Annotated in this window: 15 protein-coding genes; 9 read left to right on the top strand and 6 right to left on the bottom strand. The window is 49.1% G+C overall.

Annotation, left to right across the window (positions count from 1 at the left end; all coding sequences use genetic code 11):
* Window positions 1-150 precede the first annotated feature (150 nt).
* Window positions 151-2,706: a TonB-dependent receptor plug domain-containing protein gene (locus EZV72_RS07910; protein WP_137166734.1), complete on the top strand. Its 2,556-nt coding sequence runs from the start codon at window positions 151-153 to the stop codon at window positions 2,704-2,706.
* A 49-nt stretch (window positions 2,707-2,755) separates the two neighbouring features.
* Here EZV72_RS07910 and EZV72_RS07915 read toward each other — a convergent pair whose 3' ends face one another.
* Window positions 2,756-4,552, bottom strand: a complete 1,797-nt coding sequence (locus EZV72_RS07915) for an ATP-binding protein (RefSeq protein ID WP_137166735.1) — start codon at window positions 4,550-4,552, stop codon at window positions 2,756-2,758.
* Between the two features lie 228 nt (window positions 4,553-4,780).
* On the opposite strand from EZV72_RS07915, the gene EZV72_RS07920 reads away from it, so the two are divergent.
* Window positions 4,781-6,718, top strand: a complete 1,938-nt coding sequence (locus tag EZV72_RS07920) for an aminotransferase class V-fold PLP-dependent enzyme (RefSeq protein WP_137166736.1) — start codon at window positions 4,781-4,783, stop codon at window positions 6,716-6,718.
* 61 nt (window positions 6,719-6,779) lie between these two features.
* On the opposite strand, the gene EZV72_RS07925 is transcribed toward EZV72_RS07920, so the two are convergent.
* From EZV72_RS07925 to EZV72_RS07935, 3 genes are all read right to left on the bottom strand, one after another.
* Complete coding sequence (locus tag EZV72_RS07925) at window positions 6,780-7,604, bottom strand: hypothetical protein (protein WP_137166737.1); 825 nt, start codon at window positions 7,602-7,604, stop codon at window positions 6,780-6,782.
* Between the two features lie 148 nt (window positions 7,605-7,752).
* Entirely contained in the window at window positions 7,753-7,983 is a 231-nt protein-coding gene (locus tag EZV72_RS07930) for a hypothetical protein (RefSeq protein ID WP_137166738.1), read from the bottom strand.
* A gap of 44 nt (window positions 7,984-8,027) precedes the next feature.
* The gene (locus EZV72_RS07935) at window positions 8,028-9,581 is read right to left on the bottom strand and encodes a bifunctional GNAT family N-acetyltransferase/carbon-nitrogen hydrolase family protein (RefSeq protein ID WP_137166739.1); all 1,554 of its coding nucleotides are present in this window, start codon (window positions 9,579-9,581) and stop codon (window positions 8,028-8,030) included.
* Between the two features lie 222 nt (window positions 9,582-9,803).
* Between EZV72_RS07935 and EZV72_RS07940 the strand changes: the two genes are divergently transcribed.
* Window positions 9,804-10,481 carry a 2OG-Fe(II) oxygenase gene (locus EZV72_RS07940; RefSeq protein ID WP_137166740.1) on the top strand — a complete coding sequence of 226 codons (678 nt, stop codon included), beginning with the start codon at window positions 9,804-9,806 and terminating at the stop codon, window positions 10,479-10,481.
* A 2-nt stretch (window positions 10,482-10,483) separates the two neighbouring features.
* Here the strand turns inward: EZV72_RS07940 and EZV72_RS07945 are convergent, their stop codons facing one another.
* Window positions 10,484-14,224: an ATP-binding protein gene (locus EZV72_RS07945; protein WP_137166741.1), complete on the bottom strand. Its 3,741-nt coding sequence runs from the start codon at window positions 14,222-14,224 to the stop codon at window positions 10,484-10,486.
* 97 nt (window positions 14,225-14,321) lie between these two features.
* On the opposite strand from EZV72_RS07945, the gene EZV72_RS07950 reads away from it, so the two are divergent.
* Window positions 14,322-15,272 (top strand): diguanylate cyclase domain-containing protein, encoded by a 951-nt coding sequence (locus EZV72_RS07950; RefSeq protein ID WP_137166742.1) that lies wholly within the window; start codon window positions 14,322-14,324, stop codon window positions 15,270-15,272.
* Window positions 15,273-15,430: 158 nt separating this feature from the next.
* Window positions 15,431-17,101, top strand: a complete 1,671-nt coding sequence (locus EZV72_RS07955; protein WP_137166743.1) for a response regulator — start codon at window positions 15,431-15,433, stop codon at window positions 17,099-17,101.
* 36 nt (window positions 17,102-17,137) lie between these two features.
* Here EZV72_RS07955 and EZV72_RS07960 read toward each other — a convergent pair whose 3' ends face one another.
* Window positions 17,138-18,517, bottom strand: a complete 1,380-nt coding sequence (locus tag EZV72_RS07960) for a DUF2252 family protein (protein WP_232364531.1) — start codon at window positions 18,515-18,517, stop codon at window positions 17,138-17,140.
* 275 nt (window positions 18,518-18,792) lie between these two features.
* On the opposite strand from EZV72_RS07960, the gene ahpC reads away from it, so the two are divergent.
* The 4 genes from ahpC to EZV72_RS07980 all read left to right on the top strand — a co-directional run bounded on the left by ahpC (window position 18,793) and on the right by EZV72_RS07980 (window position 22,744).
* Entirely contained in the window at window positions 18,793-19,350 is a 558-nt protein-coding gene (gene ahpC / locus EZV72_RS07965) for an alkyl hydroperoxide reductase subunit C (RefSeq protein ID WP_456300118.1), read from the top strand.
* 78 nt (window positions 19,351-19,428) lie between these two features.
* Window positions 19,429-21,024 carry an alkyl hydroperoxide reductase subunit F gene (gene ahpF / locus EZV72_RS07970; protein ID WP_137166745.1) on the top strand — a complete coding sequence of 532 codons (1,596 nt, stop codon included), beginning with the start codon at window positions 19,429-19,431 and terminating at the stop codon, window positions 21,022-21,024.
* A 681-nt stretch (window positions 21,025-21,705) separates the two neighbouring features.
* On the top strand, window positions 21,706-22,269 hold the full coding sequence (locus tag EZV72_RS07975; protein WP_137166746.1) for a TetR/AcrR family transcriptional regulator: 564 nt from the start codon (window positions 21,706-21,708) through the stop codon (window positions 22,267-22,269).
* Window positions 22,259-22,744 (top strand): RND family efflux transporter, encoded by a 486-nt coding sequence (locus tag EZV72_RS07980; protein ID WP_137166747.1) that lies wholly within the window; start codon window positions 22,259-22,261, stop codon window positions 22,742-22,744. Before EZV72_RS07975 ends, EZV72_RS07980 begins: the two co-directional genes overlap by 11 nt.
* Window positions 22,745-22,924: the final 180 nt, after the last annotated feature.

The raw sequence follows: 22,924 nt of genomic DNA on the forward strand, positions 1-22,924 counted from the left end.
GCACCTATTAATAACAACATTGCAGGACTTATCGCTGCGCTTTGCGCACCTTCAACGACAGAAGGGCTTCACGGGTCGTATTCCAATAACAAAGCATGCCCTCAGCATGCGCAGGCTCGTGATTCGAATTTTATTATCCGGGAAATCACTATGTACAAAGGAAACTTCAGTCGTTCCGCTTTTTCGTTGTCGGTTATCGCTGCTGCGCTGGCAGGTATACCTGTTACAGCCTCTGCACAAACACAAGACGGCGCTCAGGAGCAGGATGTAGAGCAAATTCAGATTGTTGGCTCAAGACGGGCCGGGCGTACTATCAATGACTCGCCAGTACCTATTGATATTATTGATGCCTCATCCATAGAAGCAACCGGGCTGACAGAGACCAATATGGTCTTAAACTCCCTGCTGCCCAGTTTCAACTTTCCCCAGCCATCGATTACAGACGGTACTGATCATGTCCGTCCGGCTCAGCTTCGTGGGTTGGCCCCTGACCACACGCTGGTTCTGGTCAACGGTAAACGTCGTCACACATCCGCTTTGCTGAATCTGAATGGCTCTGTAGGCCGAGGCTCTTCTGCGGTCGACTTAAACGCAATACCTGCCAATGCCATCAAACGTATTGAAGTACTACGTGATGGCGCCGCCGCACAATACGGTTCAGATGCCATCGCCGGTGTGATCAATATTGTTCTTAAAGATGCCAGTGAAGGGGGTGATGTTTCAGCCACCTATGGCGCCAATGTGACATCCATGGACGGTATTCCGGATTTAAACAGTGTCAGCGTAGGCGATGATGGCAATCTGTTATTTAATACCGGCTCTGAGCGTGAATTGACCGATGGCCAGACGTTTACCCTGCGCGGTAACATGGGTTTTGAGTGGGGCGATGACGGCTTTGTTAATGTTTCGGCCGAATATCGAGACCGTGGTCAGGCAAACCGGGCAGATTTTGACCCGCGGGAAAACTATGCCCGCAATGAAGATGGTAGCGTCGATGAGCGTGAGTTAACGGTAAACCGTTACAATCATGTGTATGGCAACGGTGAAGTAGAAGACTATGCTTTATTTGTTAATGCAGGAAAAGCATTAACTGACTCCATGGAATTTTATGCCACAGCCGGGGCCAGTTCACGGGACTCCACCGGTGGCGGTTTTTACCGCAGAGCGCAGGACAGCCGCAATATCACCGCTATTTACCCCGATGGTTTTTTACCGTCTATTCAAACCGATATCAGTGACATGTCGCTGCTTGCCGGTATTAAAGGCTATGCCGAAATCTGGAACTATGATTTTTCGGTCACCCATGGCACCAACGAGCTTCAGTACAGTGTCATTAATAGCCTGAACACCTCGCTGGGCCCGGGTTCTCAAACCGAGTTTGATGCCGGTACGCTGACCTACGATACCACCATCATTAATGCGGATGTATCGCGTTTACTGGACACCCAGCTATTTTTCAGTGAAATGAATTTTGCCATGGGGGCAGAATATCGTCATGAAGGCTATGACATTGAGGCTGGTGAAGAAAACTCCTATGTACAGGGGGCATTTGGTCCCGGCGGTGTGACCACCGATCCGGTTGCGGGTCCATTTGGCGCCGCAGGCGCACAGGTCTTTCCCGGGTTTACGCCGGAGTCTGCCGGAGACAACAGCCGCCATAACTACAGCTTTTATGTCGATCTGGAAGCCGATGTCCTGGAAAACTGGAATGTGGCCGTAGCCGGTCGCTTTGAAGATTACTCCGACTTTGGCAGTACCTTTAACTGGAAAATGTCGCACCGGGTCACGGTAACCGACGCACTGGCACTGCGTGCGTCAGTGTCTACCGGTTTCAGAGCTCCTTCTTTACAGCAGCAGTATTTTACCTCCATCGCGACGGTATTTGTGGATGGAGAACCCACTGAAACCGGCACATTTGCTCCGTCAAGTGACGTGGCTCAGGCTCTGGGTAGCCCGGGGCTGGATGCGGAGGAGTCAGATAACTTCAGTGCTGGCTTTACGTATTCTCCCAGTGCAGATTTTAATCTGACGGTCGATTTTTATCGCATCGATATTGATGACCGCATCGTGCTGTCTAACAATCTGTCGGGTGAGGCCATAGAGGCCCTGCTGGCCGGAACCGGCGCTAACCGTGCCCGGTTCTTTTTAAATGCTATCAACTCGCGTACAGAAGGGGTGGATATTGTTTCCACCTATACCCTGAATACCGACTCGTATGGTGATTACTACTTCAATGCCGGTATCAACTTTAATGACAATGAAGTGACAGATGTGCTGGCAGCGCCACAGGTGTTACAAAATGCCGGCTTTGATCAGGGCAATCTGTTTGATGACGTTGAACTGCGCCGATTTGAGACGAGCTCACCAGATAGCAAAATAAATCTGGGCGTCACCTGGACTTACGATCGCTACGCTGCGACTTTACGCACAACACGATACGGTGAGGTAGAAGATCCTTCTTCTATTGAAGCACGCAACGAGATTATTCCGTCTGAGTGGATTACGGATCTGGATGTACGGGTGGCTATCACCGATGATTTGTCGGTGTCGGTAGGGGCCAACAATCTGTTTGATGTGTACCCCGAAGCCAGCCGCAACCTGGTGGATGAGGTCACCACCTTTACCAACATCTTCCCATATTCTGGCTTTTCACCCTATGGATTCACAGGCCGTTATGTGTATGGGAAAGTCGCTTATACTTTCTGATTTTCAGCCGTGTAAATAGCACCCCAATACTGAGCCGGTCTGAGTTTACTCAGCCGGCTTTTCTTTGTGCTTTCCACTGGTTCAGCCGGGCATACAACACGTCCAGTTCAACCGGTTTACTCAGGTAAGCATCAAATCCACTGTTCAGGTAGGTCTGTACATCGTCAGTGATGGCATTTGCCGTAAACGCGTAGATACAGGCATCAGGGTTGTGCTGCTTAATCATGTTGCACGCCTGCGCCCCATCCATTAACGGCATCTGAATGTCCATTAATACTATATCTGGTTGATGCTGTTGATAGTGGGCTACAGCCTGCTTCCCGTCACCGGCAATAATGATTCTGGCGCCGGTTGGCTCAAGCATAGACTGTATGACCAGTTGATTAATGTCGTTATCTTCGGCAACCAGAATGCACAGGCCGTCGAGAACCGGCAACGTGACAGGCAGATCATCACTGGCCTGACTTTTTTGGTTAGCGCTCACAACATCAAGAGGTAAAAAGACTTTGATGGTGGTGCCTTCACCTTCTTTACTCCTTACCTCAATCATACCTTTCATTATATCAATCAAATTACGGGTAATAGACATGCCTAATCCGGTACCTCCGAATCGGCGCGTCACAGTTGAGTCAGCTTGTGTAAAGCGTTCAAATAAGCCTTGCAGAGCGTTTTCGCTCATGCCGATACCGGAATCTTTAACAACAAATAGCACGCCTTGTGTACCATGACATTCGGCCTGACTGGCCTCAAGCTGAACCTGACCATGAGGGGTAAACTTAACCGCATTAGCAGTAAGATTCAGTAGTATTTGCCTTAAGCGTACCGGGTCGCCCATGCGTGCCGGGTTAAACGGCGCCGGGGTGTGAGATACCAGTGCTATACCTTTTTCTCTGGCCACCGGTCCCAGATCAGAAATCACCGACTCCATCACCGTACTGACGGAAAATTCAATATGCTCCAGGGTCAGCTGATTAGCTTCAATTTTTGAAAAGTCGAGAATGTCGTTGATGATAGTTAACAGTGCCTTACCGGAAAAAAGCGCCCGATCCAGCAATACATTATCCTGATGATCGGCGCTGTCGCGCTTGAGTAGTTGCAATACACCAAGAATGCCGTTTAGCGGGGTGCGGACCTCGTGACTCATATTAGCCAGAAATGCTGACTTGGCTCTGGCACCGGCAAATGCCTGACTGGCGTGTTGATGCTCCTTTTTACTGGCCACGGTCAGACTGCGAAAATACACCATCAGCAGCCCCACAAAAATACCGATGGAAATAATATGCACGCCCAGAGCCAGCAAAAAACTTTGTGAAAGCGTCTCCTGCCTCTCGGAAAGGCTGGCTTTCACCGACAGACTGAACTGGCGCAGCGCCTGTAGCGCGGGTGCGTCGTCTACTTTGACCTGACGATCAATAAATTCACTGCTTTTTCCCTCACCAATGAGTTTTTCAACTTCATTTAGCTTCTGATTGTATTCGGCAACCGTGTGTTCAATAGTGACAATCGCGTTATGGTCGTACTGACTGAGCTGTTTAAGCTGGCCAATCGCCTGATAAACAGTCGCCAGAGAACGATGCGCTGCCACGCCATAGGTCTCAATATCCTTGCGTAATACCAGGTTTTTGAAATTATGGATAAACCCCCCATAGCCTAACTGCTGAACAAGTTGATCATGAACAATATAGGTGGTGGTATTCTGCGCGGAGTAATGGTGCCACTGCCGGTTAACCTGCAGATAAAAATACACAGATAAAGCCGTTAGCAGGCAACCGGCGCCGATAATAATAATAGCGTTGAGCCGAAGGCGGTTGCGGTACTGGTAACTGTCTGGTTCAGCGTCCTGCACAAAACTCAATTCCGTTTAACTGTATAACCACAAGATTAGCCTATTTAAGGGTATCACCCCCCTGATACGGTTAATTAAATTTTTGTAAGCTGCTCATTTGATGTGCTGGTTCCTGACAGCATTGATAGTCTCTGTGGGTTGGCAATCTATCCGGTTATCATGACAAGACTGCATGACACAGGTAGACTGAGGTTACATTGTCTTACCACGCAGCATTGTTTAAGTCTTATGCAACCACAGCTGAAAATTTTAATTGTTGAAGATGCCCCGGATTTACTGGAGCAGTTATGTACCAGTATTCGCTCTACTATTGAGTTGTTTGAACGCCCTGATGTCACTATCAGTGTGGTGGAGGCCAGCTCTGTGCAATCTGCACTGGAGCAGGTCACTAACGATGGTGACATTCAGGCTGTGGTCTTTAGCTGGGATACCGAAGCCAGGGAAAGTGAGATTTTTGGTGAAGGAAAGGGCAAGATTGCCAATAACGCAGTAGTGATAGATGCCATCAAAGCCATTCGGCGTGAATTGCCGGTGTATGTCTTAGGTGATGCCATCCGGGGCCTGGACATTGTGAATCAGTCCAGCTCAATGGAGTCGTTTTTTTATCGAAATGATATTATTTCCGATCCTGAGTCTATTCTGGGCTACATCATCAATGACTTTGATGATCGAAACGAGACACCATTCTGGACCGCCTATAAAGAATATGTGCTGGAGGCTAACGACTCCTGGCATACGCCAGGCCACAGCGGTGGCGCCAGCTTTAGAAACTCACCCTATATCAGCGATTTTTACCGCTTCTTTGGTCGCAATGTATTTGTCAGTGACCTGTCAGTCAGCGTTGACTCACTGGGCTCGTTATCTGATGGCACGCACGCGATAGGCCGTGCACAGGCCAACGTAGCCAGTACATTTGAGGTTCGCCAGTCTTATTTTGTTACCAATGGTTCATCGACCTCCAATAAAATCATATTGCAAACCTTACTGCGCGAGGGCGATAAAGTCATTGCAGATCGCAATTGTCATAAGTCGGTGCACTACGGGATTGTGCAGGCTCGTGCCATGCCGGTATATCTGGACAGTGTATTTAATCCTGACTACGGTATTTTTTCACCGCCCAGGCTGGACCAGCTCACAGAGGTGATTGAAGCTAATCAGGATGCCAAACTTATTGTGCTGACCGGCTGTACTTATGATGGACTGCTGACAGATTTGAAACAGGTGGTAAAGCTGGGGCATCAGTACGGTATTAAGGTCTTCATTGATGAGGCCTGGTTTGCTTATTCCTTTTTCCATCCCCGCTTCCGGGATTATTCTGCAGTGCATGCCGGCGCTGATTATGTCACGCACTCAGCACATAAGGTAGTGTCAGCGTTTTCGCAGGCATCGTTTATTCATGTTAACGACCCGGATTTTGATAAAGACTTTTTTAAGGAAATTTACAGTATCCACACCAGTACGTCGCCTAAATACCAGCTGATCGCCTCGTTGGATGTGTGTCGTCAACAGCTGGAAATGGAAGGCTACAAAATTCTGAATGAACTGCTGGCCAATGTTGCAGAGCTTAAGCAGCAAGTGGCGCGGTTTAAGCGTCTCAGAATTCTGGATACTGAAGACTTTGCCCGGGTTTTCAGTCATTTTACCAGTGATAACATGGGCCACGATCCGCTGAAAATTTTGATTGATATCTCTGCACTGGAATATTCAAATCATGAAATTCACCGGTTCCTGATGGACGAGGTGGGTCTGGAAATCGAAAAGTTCACCCACAGTACCATTTTAGTTCTGCTGACATTAGGCGGTATGCGCTCCAAGATTGTCCGGCTGTACAATGCACTGAAAAAGCTGGATGAAGGTAAAGTGACGCTGAACAAAAGTAAAAACCGCAGTCCGCTACCAGAATCGATTCCGGCAATTAATCTGGTTCAGCTTCCTTCTGCGGCATTTTTCAGTCAGCGTGAATCGATTGCCTGGGAGCAAAGTGCCGGGCGCATTGCCGCCGGGCTGGTTACACCGTACCCGCCGGGTATTCCATTGATTGTGCCGGGCCAGCTGATTGAAGAGGCGCATATTAATTATCTGCGCTCGCTGGCCAGTCAGAAACTGACCATACAGGGTGTGTATGACGGTGAAATCTACGTAATGCAGCAAACGCCGCAAGGATGATAAAACAAAACCCCGGGCAAGCCCGGGGTTTATCATTATTACCACATCATCAGCAAACGGGTTACTCGGCTGAGCCGCCTCCGGTGCTACCACCATTATTTTGCGGCCCGCTAACCACTTTGGTCGCAATATCCCGCAGGTCATTTTCCAGTGCACTGATACGACTGTTAAGCGTATTGTTGCGCTTTTCCAGCACACTGAGTTTGTCATTTACATTTCGTACTGATTGCTGCTGACTTTGCTTATCGTTGTTAATCTGTTCCAGCGACACATTAAACGCCAGTACTTCATCAGCCAGCGATGCCAGTTGATTTTTAATCGACGTCAGACGACTCTGATGAGTCGATACATCTTCAGATACTCTGGACACAGAAGCGGTCAGCTCTTTTTGCATGCTGCTGACTTTATCGCTCAGCTCGGTGATTTCTTTTTGATTACGACGCCAAGCCGATGCCCACAGCTTATCAACCTGCTCCCAGGTTTCCTTGCTCTTTTCTGACAGCTCATTGACCTTTACCTGCAAGGCCACGGTTGACTCACCCATTTCCTCATCGGTCGCCGACAGTTTTCTTTCCAGCTCGGCAAGCCGGCCCTCGGCTTCCTGTGCCACAGCCTGTTGCTGCTGCAACAGTGTATATAAATAGTAACAGCCGCCAAGGCCACCTAATGCCAATAGAAACACCAATATGACCAGCACTGTACTGGCACCACCGCGCTTTTCGTCCTCGTCGTCATCATCGACCACGGTTTGTGCAGCCGCATTACCAGACGGAATAGTGTGAGAAGCCGTGTGTCCGGCGCGACGTTTGTTTTGCTGGTAATCACGACGATCTTCATCATCCAGACGAATAGTCGGAAAATCATCGTTTTTTGAATCGTTAGCCATACTCTCTCTTAACTTTGTGTTTTAGCAGGTTATTTGACTGGAAATTAAGCGCAATTCGTTCATGTTAGCGTGATTTTAGTTGTAATACTATCCCTGTACCCACTGCACTTGCAGATGATTTTTTGCTAGCGCTTAACCTTTTGGAGCGTTACCGACCCGTGTCAGCGTTACACTGGGTAAATGTATCAGCTGTGTAGTATGTGACCAGAAAATCTGCTTTACGTTCATTAGAATCTCCATATTCGAAAGGCTGCGTAATCAGACATTCGGCAGCACAGATGCCCTTTTGCCTGAGCAATAACGTATCTGTAGCGCTCATTTCATTAAAAATATGCAAAGCGTGTTCCAGCAGCTTGCCAATGTAAAAAAAAGGCTGCATACATCACAGCCTTTTTTTCAATTGTTCAGGGTTGCTTTATCTGACTAGCGGTTGCCAATCCAGTCTACCCGGTACAGATCACGTCGACGGTCCAGATAATTTCGTACTGAGCCTTCATTTTGCAGCCGGGTCAGTTTATCCAGATCCAAATCAACAATCAGGGTCATTTCAGTATTAGGCGTTGTTTCCGACACTATAGCATCGTGCGGGAAAGCAAAGTCTGACGGAGAGAATACCGCAGTCTGGCCATACTGAATATCGACGTTATCGACTTTTGGCAGGTTACCCACACTGCCGGCAATCGCCACATAGCATTCATTTTCAATGGCCCGGGCCTGGGCGCAACGGCGCACTCGCAGGTAACCATTTTTAGTATCGGTCCAAAATGGTACAAACAGAATCTGCATTTCCTGCTCAGACAAAACCCTTGCCAGTTCAGGAAACTCTACGTCATAACAAATCAGCACGCCAATTTTGCCAAAGTCTGTATCAAAGGTTTTCAGGCTATCGCCACCTTTCATAATCCAGTCTTTCTTTTCATGGGGAGTAGGGTGCAGTTTGTACTGACTTTCAATCGTGCCGTCGCGTTTGCACACATAAGCCACATTGTATAACTCCTCATCTTCAACCACCGGCATGGAGCCGGCAATGATTGTGATGTTATACGACACCGCCAGATGTGACACTGCACTGAGTATTTCATCAGTGTAGGTGGCAAGGTGATAAATCGCATCTATGGAAGAGTCACTTGGGCTCAGGCCCATCAGTGGTGCATTGAAAAACTCCGGAAACAGCGCCACGTCGCAACCGTAATCAGACAACGCATCAACAAAATATTCAACCTGCTGAAGCAGCTCCTCGACATTATTGAAATAGCGCATTTGCCACTGTATACAGCCAATTCGCGCGCTGGATTTTTTGCCGCCTATTAATGACGGATTGCCCGGCTCATAATAAATGTTATGCCACTGCAACAGGGTCGCATAGCCACTGGAGTCTTTGTCCTCGGGCAAGTACGCGGTCATGACCTGCTTAACTTCAAATCCGTTGGAAATCTGAAAGGTCAGGATAGGATCGTAAATGTCTTTACTTTTTACCTGTTCAATATACTCATACGGCGACATTTCACTGGAGTAGTTGCGGTAATTCGGAATTCGTCCACCGGCCATGATGGATTTCAGATTAAGATTACGACACAACTCTTTGCGCGCTTCATAAAGTCGCCGGCCCAGACGCAGGCCCCGGTAGCTCGGGCACACAATGACTTCCACACCGTATAGCACATCACCGTTGGGATCATGGGTGGTAAGATAGGCATCGCCGGTAATTTCATCGTAACTGTGTTTGTCACCAAACTGTTCATAATCCACGATGACCGAGATAGCAAAGGCGACAACCTTGCCTTTGTCTTCAATACAAATCTGTCCTTCAGGGAACGTGTTCACCTGAGCTTTAAAGTTTTTATAGGGCCAGGCGCCGCCAACATTGACGTAAACCTTGTCCATCAGTTCTTTGATATCACCGTAGTCATCTAAACGCAGGTTGCGCAATTCCAGATGATGCTCTGTACCTTCTACAGTGGTTTGATCCTGACTCATTCATACCGCCTTTTACTAAAAATAATGCGTTGTAATACTGCTAACCGGGCAGGGCTACAAATGCTATATGTTGTTGTTAATACAGGCCCTGAAAGGGTTTGGATTGGTCGGTGCACAAACCTGCACACTAATTCGTCTACTGTGACAAAAAAGCCCTTGCCAGGCAAACCACATTTACGTATAACGCAGGCCCACGGTTTACTTACAGGACAGACAAATTTTATGGCAACAGCGCTGACATTTGCTGAGCTCCAGCAATGTGATGACTCTGGTGACTCGGCTTTGCTCGACCGGATTGCTGACGATTTGTATCGGGACGGCTACTGCATTATGGATAACGCGTTACCGGAACCGATGACCCAGGCTTTATCTGCCTATCAAAAAGCCCTTAGTGAACAACAATTCAGTGAGGCAGGTATTGGTCGCAAAAGTCTGTTTCACAAAAATGAATCGGTACGTACCGACAAAGTCTGCTGGATTGACGGGTCCAGCCAGGTAGGAGCACAGTGGCTGGAATGGTGTCATTCGTTAAAAGCTCATTTAAATAAACGTTTGTTCATGGGGCTGTTTTCGTTTGAAAGCCATTTTGCCCATTATCGCCCCGGTGATTTTTATAAGCGCCATTATGATGCATTCAAAGGCGCCTCAAACCGTGTGTTGTCGCTGGTGACCTATCTGAACAAAGAATGGGACGCTCTGGATGGGGGCGAGTTGGTACTGTACAAAGACGATGCCGATACCGCCGGCGTGCGCGTGACACCGAAGCTGGGTACCGTGGTGTTGTTTTTAAGTGAGGAATTTCCCCACGAGGTCCGCCCGGCCACCCGCGACCGTTATTCTATTGCCGGCTGGTTCCGGGTTAATACCACATCGGGTAACCGCATCGATCCTCCCCGTTAATGTTAATCCATCAATGTCAGTGCTTCGGCGTACTTAAGCTGACCGATTAGCCCCACAATCTGCGCGGTTTTTTGCTCTCCGTACTGGCGGGTAAGGGCATCCCGCCATGCCTCGGTGTCACTTTCACGCAGGTAACTGTGGGCAATCAGGCGACTGCGCAGCATATCTAAATCGTCACTGGCATGTTCCCCTGCCTGCTCATAGATAGCAGGCAGGCAGGCCAGACACTGGTTGACAGATTTCAGAACCATTGTAAGTTCACTAAGCAAATCACTGTGAGATGGAATAATACCATCCTGTTCTGAGCGTTCGGCCTCGGCTGCCAGAATGTGCAGGCGGGTGGCACCAATGGCTTTGGCCAGACCCTTAAGCGTGTGAACAAAGCGCAGGCGCTCGGTGTCTGCCATGCCCAAAGTCTGCTGATTGCGGGCGTAGTCCTGATACTCTCTGCTGAAGTTGCTCAGCAACTGTTGATACGCGCTGACACTACCGCCGAGCCGGGCCAGAGCAGGCTGGGTTTCAAAACCCGGCAGACTGATGGCCAGTTTTTGTTTAATTTCTGTTTGCTGCTCAATATATTCAGGGTCCGGCCGGCTGGATGAATAGTCGTGCAGAGCTTTACTGCTTAAAAATTTGCCAAGTGTTTGCTGCAATTGCGCCCGGTCAACTGGCTTAGGAATATGGGCATCCATCCCAGATTCCATGACCCGTTGTTTATCCTGAGCGGTTACTGCGGCAGACATGGCAATGATGGGAACGCTATCGCCACCAGGCAGCCCACGGATGGCAGCCGATGCTGTGTAGCCGTCCATCACCGGCATCTGTAAATCCATTAATACCAAATCAAAAACTTCAGCCTTGAATACGTCCATTGCTTCTCGTCCGTTTTCAGCAATATGGACGATAAAGCCCAGCTTACTGAGTAGTTCCGAGGCAACGTACTGATTGGTTTTGTTGTCTTCTACAACCAGTGCATGACAGGAAGGGAAATACAACGTCTGCTGATGCGACTGTGAGCTGATAGTCTGGGCTTTACGTGCTTTAAGCTCCTGAATACTGGTTTCAATGTCGCACGGTAAAAAGGGGGCAAATACCCATAATGAGGGAACATTGAGAATGACCTCACTGCCACTGCTGTCAAAGCCAGCCCGGGATCCGATAAACAACACGCCAACACGAATATCCTCGCTGTGCTGTGTTGCCAGTAAATGTCTAAGCAGCTGGCTGCGCTGGCCGTTATCCAGACCGGTAATGTCAATAATAAGAAGATCGCAGGCCGGGGGGCGGGCGTCCATTAGCTCGTCCATCGACACCGTAGTCACCGAACGGGCCTTACTGCTGGTGAGAATCTCATTCAGGCAGAATGAATTTTGGCTGTTTTCACTGCTTATCAGGCAGGTCAGTCCATCGGCACTGTCATCAGGTTTAGCGTGACGGTCAGGATCCAGTGGTATCGACAGTGTAAAACAGCTGCCTTTTCCAGGTTCACTGGTAGCGGTCAGCGCTCCTTCCAGCAACTGGGCCAGCTTGCGGCATATCGACAGACCTAGCCCGGTGCCACCAAAGCGGCGACTGATTGAGCTGTCTGCCTGCGAGAAGGCCGAAAACAGATTGTTTAACTGCGCCTCTTCGATGCCTATGCCTGTATCACTAACCGCAAACTCGTATAGCGCAATAGAGTCGTCCTGCTGCCGGGATAAACTGACCGTAACGGTGATTTCACCGGTTTCGGTAAACTTAAGTGCATTGCCTAGCAGGTTAGACAGTATCTGCCGAATACGTACACTGTCGCCAACCACATACCTGGGGACCTGATGAAGAACCTGGCAGGATAATGTCATGCCTTTTTGCTCGGCTGTGGCGCTGAATAAAGCCAGAATATCTGACAGGACCCGGAACAAGTCAAAGGGTTCTCTGGCAATAGTAAGCTTGCCGGCTTCCAGTTTTGAGTAGTCCAGCACGTCGTTGAGAATTTGCAGCAGTGAACGGGAGGAGGCATGTACTTTACTTAAGTACTCACGTTGTTTTTTCCCCATTTCCATGTCCAGCAACATTTCGGTGAGCGCCAGCACAGCATTCATCGGCGTGCGGATTTCATGACTCATGTTGGCCAGAAATTCGGATTTGGTACGGCTTGCCTGTTCCGCCTCATCCCGGGTTTTCATCAGATTTTCCTGCATACTTCGCAATGGTGTTATATCCAGAAAACTGCCCATATAATCGGTGACCCGGCCATCTTTGTCCCGTTCAAAAATCGCATCCTGGGCCATGATCCATATCCACCGGTGAGAGGCATGGCGAATTCGGTACTGTACGTGAAAGCTGCCGGTCTGACTGGCTTCCTGTCTCAGTAAATGACGGATATGCTTAACCAGACGCGGCCGGTCTTCCGGATGAATCAACGTCAACAGACCTTTGAAGCCCAGACTGTGGATATAAGCAGGGGAATAGCCACTGATGCTGGTGCATCGCTTGTTGATGTAAAGGGCACGTTGTTGTTTAAGATTGAACACATAAACGCCGGCAATCGAATAATTAATCGTGCGCTCCAGCAGCTTCTGCTGCTTGTGTAGTGCCTGCTTGGCCTGCTCGCGTTCGCTGACATCATTAAACATGACAATAAGCTGACCGACCGTACTCTGAAATACCGTGGTATCAAACCAGTGTGTGGTCTGGGAATCACCGTGCCACTTTACAATTTGCTGCCAGGGCTTACCGCCTTGTTCCGCTATATCGATACACCGGGGTATGGCCAGCCCGCCAGGGAAAAAAGGAAAGGCCTGATACGGTTCATCTGAGTCGGTGTGACTGATGAGTTTGTCAGCTGCCGGATTAGTACCGGTCAGGCAAAGTTGCCGGTTATCAAGGTTAAAGATATGCACCCCGGCCGGCATCGCATCAATAATATTTTGGGTGATCTGTTCGCTGCGGGCTGACTGCTGTTCAGCGGCTACTCTGGCCGAAATATCCTGTACCGACATCACTGCTCCGGGAATCGCTTCATCGGGCTGATTACGCAGCACAATTTCAACGGGTACAGAGCTGCCTGTTGCACTGTGGCTGTTAAGGCGCAGCGGGCCCAGGCTCGCGCCAGGCTTACTGTCGGCTAAAAAGGAGGCAACATCGGGCAGGGCAACGTCCTGGTCTGCAAATAACTGATGTACCGGGTATTGTCTGAGCGTATCTGCGTCATACCCGAAAATGCGGCAGGCCGCCGGATTGCTCAGCTCGATACAGGCGCTTTTATCAAGCACCAACACCCCGATATGGATGCTATTGGTGGACTCTCGTAAAATGGCTTCCTGTTTCCTCAGGCTGTCCAGATGCAGGCGCTTGAGCTTTTCGTCGGCGGCTTTTTGCAGGGCGATTCTTACACTTTCTGTGCTGGGTAATTGCAGAGCGACCGGAATCGTTCTATATACTACATATGCAGTAATGCATGAAACGATGGCCGTGAATAATTTGGCAAGTCCGTGGATACCATAGGCGCCGTGCCAGATAACAAAAATACTGATGACATGGGTAATACCGCACAACAGTATAAACAGGGAAAAAAGGGTGAAAATCCCTTTAAACTTTAAGTCAGTTCTGCGCTTAACAAAGTAGAACAACGCAAAAGGAATTGAAAAGTAGGCCAGCGCGATAAAAATGTCTGAAATAACATTGAGCCAGAGAATTTCCGGTTTCCACAGGTAGCAGTGCCCGTGGGGCATAAAGTCGGTTCGAAGCAGAGACGCTAACATAGTTGTCCTTTGCGCATTTCCTTATGGCTTAGTTAAGAGCATACATTCAAAAAACGCGTCTTGCCTTCTTTTCGTTGGTAATTAACTAGGAATTTGTATGTTGTCGCACCGAGCTAAAGTGTTAATTATTGATGATGATGTGACCACAATCAGAATGATGGCTGACTCACTGTCGCCAGACTACGAAGTTATTGTGGCCACCGCTGCTGAAGAGGGGTTACGTCAAGCCCGGACTGCACAACCCGATCTGATTTTACTGGACGTAATCATGCCGCAGATAAACGGCTATGATGTGTGCCGGCGCCTCAAAGCAGACGACCTGACCCTGAAAATTCCGGTTATTTTTGTGACTGCGCTGGATGCGGTTGACCAGCAAACCAAGGGCTTTGAATTAGGAGCGGTGGACTACATTACCAAGCCCATTGAGGTCGCGTTACTTCACGCCCGGGTACGAAGCCATACCCGCCTGTATCAGCAAACACTGCAACTGGAGTCTCTGGCTGCAACCGATCCGCTGACCGGACTGGCCAACCGGCGTAAATTTGATGAGTCGATTAATCATGAAATTGAGCGTAGCCACCGTTTGCAAACCACCTTATCCCTGTTAATTGTTGATATTGACGACTTTAAGGCCTACAACGACCACTATGGCCATGGCAAGGGTGATGATTGTCTGGTGTCGGTGGCCCGGCTGTTAAAAAAAGCTGCGTTGCGCGGTACTGATTTGGTCAGCCGGCTGGGCGGGGAGGAGTTTGGTATCATTCTGACTGATACTGACCGAAATGGCGCACAAGTGATTGCCCGGCATATTCTGGACCTGTTTGCCGAAGCCGCTTACCCGCACATCAAAGCCTCTATGCACCCATACCTGACCGTCAGTATGGGGTTTGTATCGATTGATTTTGCCAATCTTACCGACAACCTCCCTGACGAACGGGCCTTGATCGATGCGGCAGATAAAGCCCTGTACCGGGCAAAAAATGGCGGGCGCAACCGGTTTTGTTATGAACCCTGGCCGGGCGACACTGACATCGAAAAATGGGCCTGAGTAAATATGCCTGTGCAGAAAATTTCATACCTAAAAAACGTCAGTAAGCTGGTATGGTAGAGCCTGATAACAATGTAAACCGCGCTGCTCGGCGTACTGCTATAAACAGTAAGTCATTGCATAGCAGTGATAAAAAATCATAGTTTGCGAAATCTAAGATGGATAAATTTCCTGCGCCGGTATCACCGGAAGAACTCAAGGTACTGATTATTGACAATCAGGGGCTGGTTCATGATCAAATCATCAGTGCACTGCGTGACAGTGGCGTTAAGCACATTAGCAGCGCATTTAACGCTTTTCATGCGCTGCGTCTGTGTAAGCAGCACACCTTTGATATAGTCATGCTCGCATTTAACGTCAGCAACGACAAAGACGGCTTTCATCTGTTTGAAGAGCTCCGCCAGCACCAGTTTATTACTGACCGTACATCGGTGATTTTTCTGAGCGCCGAAACCAGTCATGAACTGGTTAACTGCATTGTAGAGCTGCAGCCGGACGACTTCTGGGTGAAGCCGCTGGACAGCCGCCGGATTGCTGCCCGCCTGGACTATTTGCTGACGGTGCGTAAAAAGCTGAATAAACTCCTGCATTGTCTTTATCAGCGCGATTATGCCGCAGCGATGTATCATGCCCAGCGTCAACTTAACGATGACACCATCAGTGAGCTTCATCCCAGATTGCGTCGGATTGTCGGCGAATGTCTGCTTCACCTGCGAGACTACCCGGAAGCCGAGCGTTATTTTACCGGGCTGCTGAGTAGCCTGAATCATGCCTGGGTACATATTAATCTGGTCAAATCGCTGTTAAGACAAAATAAGCAGGAAGAAGCCCAGTTACGGATTGAGGATTTGCTGGAGCGCCGCGACACCCGCTTTTTGACGTTGGATCTGTTGGCTCAGTTTCATCTGGAGCATGAACAGTACGCCGAAGCCTATGACAAAATAAAACAGGCCAGTTCACTGGCACCACGAAATATCGAGCGACACAAGCGGTTGTGGGATCTGGCGCGGCTCAACCATGATAAAACCGGCCAGCTTATCGCGGTGCAGAATATGGCCCGGTATGCCAAAAACAGTATTCACGATTCGCCGGAGCTACAGATGAATGTGATTCGCTCTACACTGGATTTGGCGACCAGTGTCAGTCAGACAGAAGCAGAAAAGCTGTTACAGCGGGCAGAACTGGATCTGGTCAGGCTGAGCGAGACAAAAGGTGTGGCTGGTCAGCTCGATGAACAGGTTCGCATTACCCGGGCTCGCATCCTGTGTCTGCAAAGCCGTAAAAAAGAAGCCGAAGTGATCATGAAAGAAGAAAAGCCTGAGATCAGCAGTGCGTCGATGGAAGACAATCTGGATAAAATGAAGGCGTTTCATGAACTGGGGATGAAAGAACATTGTCTGGCGGTGCTCGATAAACTTCGTCAGCAGATTGAGGGTGACACATTTTCCTCGCAGGTGGTGGATGAATATCTGAAGCAGGAGGAAATCGAGCGTCGTGAAATTCAGTTTACCACCAAAGAACTTAAAGAAATGGCGGCTGTCAACTACCGGGAAAACCGAATGCTGCCGGCTTACAACAATTTGCGTCAGGCACTGCGGTTATCCCCGGATAACCGGCAAATAGCCCTGAGCCTGCTAAAAGTGATGGCGCAGCTTATCAGAAAACAGCCGCTTAACCATGAACAGGAGCAAACCCTGGACAGCGCCGCCAGACTGTTGCTGCAAAGTGACTTGCCTGCTGCGCAGCGCGAAAAGCGCAATCATTATTTTGCGCTTTTGCAAATTGATGTCGCAGCGCTTGGCGAGGCGCCGGATTTACAGGCCGGCTAATCCGGCTCGATACACGTTGATCTGTCAAAGAGTGAATTAGTTAGTCTCTGTTTCACCGGCCAGGTCTTTGACGAACCAAGTAAAGTCCTGCTCAACCTGATCCGCATACTGTCGGGCAGCGTGAGTCAGGGCCTGGGCATGTTGTGGCAATATCGCACTGGCCTGCTGCTCAAACACTTGTGAGCGTCTATCGCCTCTGGCATGGGCCAGCGCCAGCACCTGTCCGCACAGCTGCGCATATTCTTCAAATCCGCCATTGACACTTTTGTTGCCCAGCGTCACATCTTCGGGGGCGATACCCACCCGTGCATGGTGGCGCGAACGAATCAGATAATGCCGTTTTTGCCAGTAAGCTTCATCCAGCAGTAAGTCAGCTTTACGCTGCATCTTACGCTGACAGCGTGCGGTAAGGTGGGCGGGATTTAACCTGTTAATGGGTGAAATATCCGGGAAATAAAACAGCGGGGCGGCCTCGCGCTGTTGTTTTACCTCAACAATATGGCAGCGGGCAAAACTATCCTCATTATGCGGCCGGGCCGGACCTACCAGAAAGTAAAAGCGATTAAGATTCACTGAGCCGGTACCGGCATTATTACGCTGCACAATATCGATCACGCTGTCATCCATATAAGGGGCAAACGCATGTTCGAGCTCAGCGTAGTAGTGTGTGGCCAGATGGGTAAACTTGTCGGTTTTGCGAATAAAGCTTAAACCCGTATCGCGCATATACACCGCTTTGGCCAGCGCACTTTTGGTCACAAACTCATCCCCGCCGGCGGCCCGCCGGCAGGCTTTATCAAACTGCTTGCGAATACGGGAGCGAGCCGGTACCGATTCCACGGCATAATGACGGTGGCCCGGATCACTGAGCAATTTGCTGCACGTCTGGGCATAGCTGCGTAAAAACGCGTGCATGGCGACCTCGGTGTCGGCGTGGCTCACCGCAGGCTTGGCGGTACCGTTTTTTTCATGCGTGTAAGTACCGTCAACCACGCCTCTGGCAAACCGGCCGGCCAGTTCCAGCGACGTCATAAAGCGCAGAAGATCCCAGTGGGCATAGCCAACACAGGCATCATCAAAATCGTTAGGTGCAAAAATCACCGTGTCACCATGAGAGCCTTCTTCAGTCATAAAGCCGAAATTGGATAAATGACAATCGCCGATAACGCTGGTCTGGGGTAAATCGAGCAGTTGTTCGGGCACCTCGATATTACCCGCCTGTAAATCAGCGTAAAACAGCTGCGCAGTCCCCCGGTAAAATGCATAGGGGCTGGTCGCCATTTTGATATGTTTGGTTGACATCGGGCTGGGCACACAGCCATCAACACGCTTTATCTGACCGGCGAGTAATTCTGGCCGTGTCATTGGCGTGTCATGGACTTCTGATGAGCTGTCACTCGGGCGCTGGTCTGTCATTCGCTCTCCTTACTTGCAAGCGTTCACGGCTTCTGGCACTATTCACTTGTTCAATAAATCCGTACAAAAAATAGATTTGCAATCAGTTTTATTGAATTAAGCGTTCAAATTTACCAATTATCATATTGAAATTTCGTGCGCTAATCTTATAACCAGTTGAGCGGGACGAGCAGTTAACAAAACCGCTGGTTCCACTAAATCGTACTGAACGTGATTTCATTCATTAAGAATGATACGTCACTTATATATTAACTAGATGGAGATTAACAATGGCATTGATTAACACTGCTATCAAACCTTTCAAAGCAAACGCGTTTAAAGATGGCGAGTTTGTTGAAGTAAGCAGCGAAGATATCAAAGGTAAGTGGTCTGTTTTTGTATTTTACCCAGCTGACTTCACTTTCGTATGCCCAACTGAACTAGGCGACGTAGCTGACAAGTACGAAGAACTGCAATCTCGCGGCGTTGAAGTTTTCTCTGTATCTACTGATACACATTTCACTCACGCAGCATGGCACCAGTCTTCAGAGACTATTGGCAAAATCAAGTTTGCGATGATTGGCGACCCAACTGGTGAAATCACGCGTAACTTCGATTGCATGCGTGAAAACATGGGTCTGGCTGACCGTGCAACATTTGTTGTTGACCCTGAAGGTATCGTGCAAGCGATGGAAATCACTTCAGAAGGTATTGGCCGTGATGCAGATGACCTGGTACGCAAAGTGAAAGCTGCCCAGTATGTTGCTTCTCACCCAGGCGAAGTTTGTCCGGCAAAATGGAAAGAAGGTGAAGAAACGCTAGCACCTTCTCTTGATCTGGTAGGCAAAATCTAAGCATTCGCTTAACCAGTCTAATAAAGTGCGGGCGTTTTGCCCGCACATTTCACTCACTCAATGAAGAGGCAGTCTAACGTGTTAACGAAAGAAATATTGCAAGCGCTGAAAAGCTATGCTGAGTCAATGAAAAAAGAGGTAACGTTCGTTCTTCAGACCGGCGAACACAGCAAGCGTGACGAGCTCGTGACGTTTCTGTCTGACATTGCAGGTGTGAGCGAAAACATCAAGTTGGAACAACGTGACACTGATGGTGTTCTGCGCAGTTCACTGAGCTTCATGCTGGAAGCTGACGGTGAAGATACAGGTATTCGCTTTTCTGGTATTCCTGGCGGTCACGAGTTCAACTCGCTGATTCTGGCCATGCTGCATGCATCAGGCACCGACCTGAAAGTCGATGAAAGCCTACAAGGTATTGTTAAAGGTGTTTCTGACGAACTGAATTTTGAAGTATTTATCAGCCTTAGCTGCCACAACTGTCCTGATGTTGTACAGGCGTTGAATCAGTTTGCGCTGTTAAATCCGAATATTAAAACCGAAATGATCGATGGTGGTCTGTATCCTGACCTGGTTGAGCAGCGCGATATTCAGGGGGTACCTTCTGTGTACCTGAATGGCGAGTTGTTTGCCAATGGTAAAGTGGAAGCCGCTACGCTTATCGACAAGCTGATCGAACGTGATCCATCGCTCAAAGATGCAAACAAAGGGCAAAGCCTGCCATTACAGGATGTGACTGTGATTGGTGCTGGTCCGGCGGGTGTAAGTTCTGCTATCTACAGTGCCCGTAAAGGGTTGAGCGTAACCATTGTGGCAGATCGTTTCGGTGGTCAGGTAAAAGATACTATGGGTATCGAAAACCTGATTTCTGTGCCCAAGACCACAGGCCCTGAGCTGGTGGGTAACTTGATGGAGCACATGAAAGACTACGACATTACGCTAAAAGAGCATGTTCGGGTCGACAGTATTGAAAAAGGTAATGTGAAGACCATCACATTGTCATCGGGTGAGGTGATTAAGACCCGCTCGGTTATCGTGGCAACCGGAGCCCGCTGGAGAGAACTGGGTGTGCCAGGTGAGCGTGAAAACGTAGGTAACGGCGTAGCATACTGCCCGCACTGTGACGGTCCTTTCTTTAAAGGTAAAGATGTGGCGGTTATCGGTGGAGGTAACTCCGGTATTGAAGCGGCGCTGGATTTGGCCGGTATTGTAAAATCAGTGACGGTGTTTGAGTTTATGCCTGACCTGAAGGCTGACCAGGTGCTGATTAAGCAGGCTGAAAAACGTGACAATGTCACTATTATCCGTAACGCAGCAACGAAGCAGATTATTGCTGAAAACGGCAAAGTGACAGCGATTGAATATCAGGATCGCGCCACCGAAGAAGTACGTACGGTTGATCTGGCAGGTGTGTTTGTACAGATTGGTCTGGTGCCAAACAGTCAGTTCCTTAAAGATACATTGGATCTGACACAGCACGGTGAGGTTATTATTGACGAGAAGTGTAATACATCGGAGCCGGGCATTTATGCAGCAGGTGACGTGACTACTGTGCCGTACAAGCAAATTGTGGTTTCCATGGGCGAGGGTGCCAAAGCCTCTCTGGCAGCATTTGAATATCTGCTGACACATGAAACCAAAGAAGAAATCATAGCTGAAGAAGAGCAGGTTGCCTGAATAACAGAGTAACTACCTTCTTAATACAAACCGGCCTTCATGGCCGGTTTTTTATTGCCTGCCATTTGCTGAGAGCTCTGTGCAGCAGAACGTGGACAGTCACCCATATCGTGGACAGGCACTCATATCGTGGACAGTCACTCATATCGTGGACAGACACCCATATCGTGGACAGGCACCTATATCGTGGACAGGCTCCCATATCGTGGACAGGCACTCATATCGTGGACAGTCACTCATATCGTGGACAGGCACCCATATCGTGGACAGGCACCCATATCGCGGACAGGCACCCATCTCGTGGACAGTCACTCATATCGTGGACAGTCATCCATATCGTAGATAGGTACCCATATCGTAGACAGGCACCCATATCGCGGACAGGCACCCATATCGCGCACAGACACCCATATCGCGCACAGACACCCATATCGTGGACAGTCATCCATATCGTGGACAGTCACCCATATCGTAGACAGGCACCCATATCGTGGACAGGCACCCATATCGTGGACAGTCACTCATATCGTAGACAGATACCCAGGTCATAGCTAGACATAATCCACCGGGCCCTGCCGGCCGTATCTCATACTTAAGTTTTATCCATTAAGCGTCTTGTGATTGACAATACCGGACTAATCCTTTAAAAACCGACCGGACGGTTTGTAAAAGAGCAGGCAGATGCCAAGAGATAAAAGTTTATCGCGCCAGAAAATCATCGACGCTGCTGTCGATATCGCTGTTAATCAGGGGCCACGCACGCTCACGCTGGATAATGTTGCTGTGAAATGCAACATGAGCAAGGGCGGCGTGATGCATCATTTCAAATCCAAGGAAGCCTTACTGGAAGCCCTGCTGAGTAATCTCATGGACACGTTTAAATGTTATGAAACGGAAATCTGTGAAGAAAATCAGCAGCAGTTGCCGGTGAGTCGGTTATTGCGTACGCGTCAGCGTATTCATGAGCAGGTCGATCTGGATTACGCCAGATTATTTCTGGTCGCGGCCAACGAAAACCCTGAGCTGCTGGGAATCTTTTCCCAGCACATGAGCGAATTTGTGCAGGAATTGCGTGAGCAGCCAGAGAATTACTGGGACAGCATTATCCTGTGGCTGGCAATAGATGGTCTAAGCTTTCAGGAGTTAATGTCTGTCAGCCCTTTTACCGAAACCGAACGCAACACGATTCGAGAAAAACTGGTCAGCATGGCTGAATCTTTAGGAGAAAACACCGGTGAAAAATAACCTGTTCCGCGTTGCAGTACTGGCACTATCCAGTCTGATCTTCGTTATCGGCTGCTCTGATGATAAACAGGAGCAAACCAGCAAAGCCCCGCCTATGGTCCAAGTGTATCAGGTTGGCAAGGACACCCAGCCCGGTGTACGCAGATTTGTTGCTAAAGTCGATGCACTCAGTACAGTAGACATGGCATTTCAGGTATCGGGCCGTATCAATAAGCTAGTGGACCGCCAGGGCGTTGTGATTCCTCAGGGCGACTTGCTGGCTGCGCTTGAGCCTCAGGATTATCAGCTTGCGCTGCGTCAGGCGCAATCCAGTTTGCGCAAGGCTGAGTCCGACTTTGAGCGTGGCAAAGAGCTGAAAAAAGAAAACTACATCAGCGAGTCTGATTTTGATTCACTGGAAACGGCCTATGAAAATGCTGAAATCACTCATATCGTGGACAGTCACCCATATCGTGGACAGGCACTCATATCGTAGACAGGCACCCATACCGCGGACAGTCACTCATATCGTGGACAGTCACTCATATCGTAGACAGGCACCCATATCGTGGACAGTCACTCATATCGTAGACAGGCACCCATATCGTGGACAGGCACCTATATCGTGGACAGTCATCCATATCGTAGACAGGCACACATATCGTGGACAGTCACC

It is taken from the genome of Salinimonas lutimaris (assembly GCF_005222225.1).
Taxonomy (GTDB): domain Bacteria; phylum Pseudomonadota; class Gammaproteobacteria; order Enterobacterales; family Alteromonadaceae; genus Alteromonas; species Alteromonas lutimaris.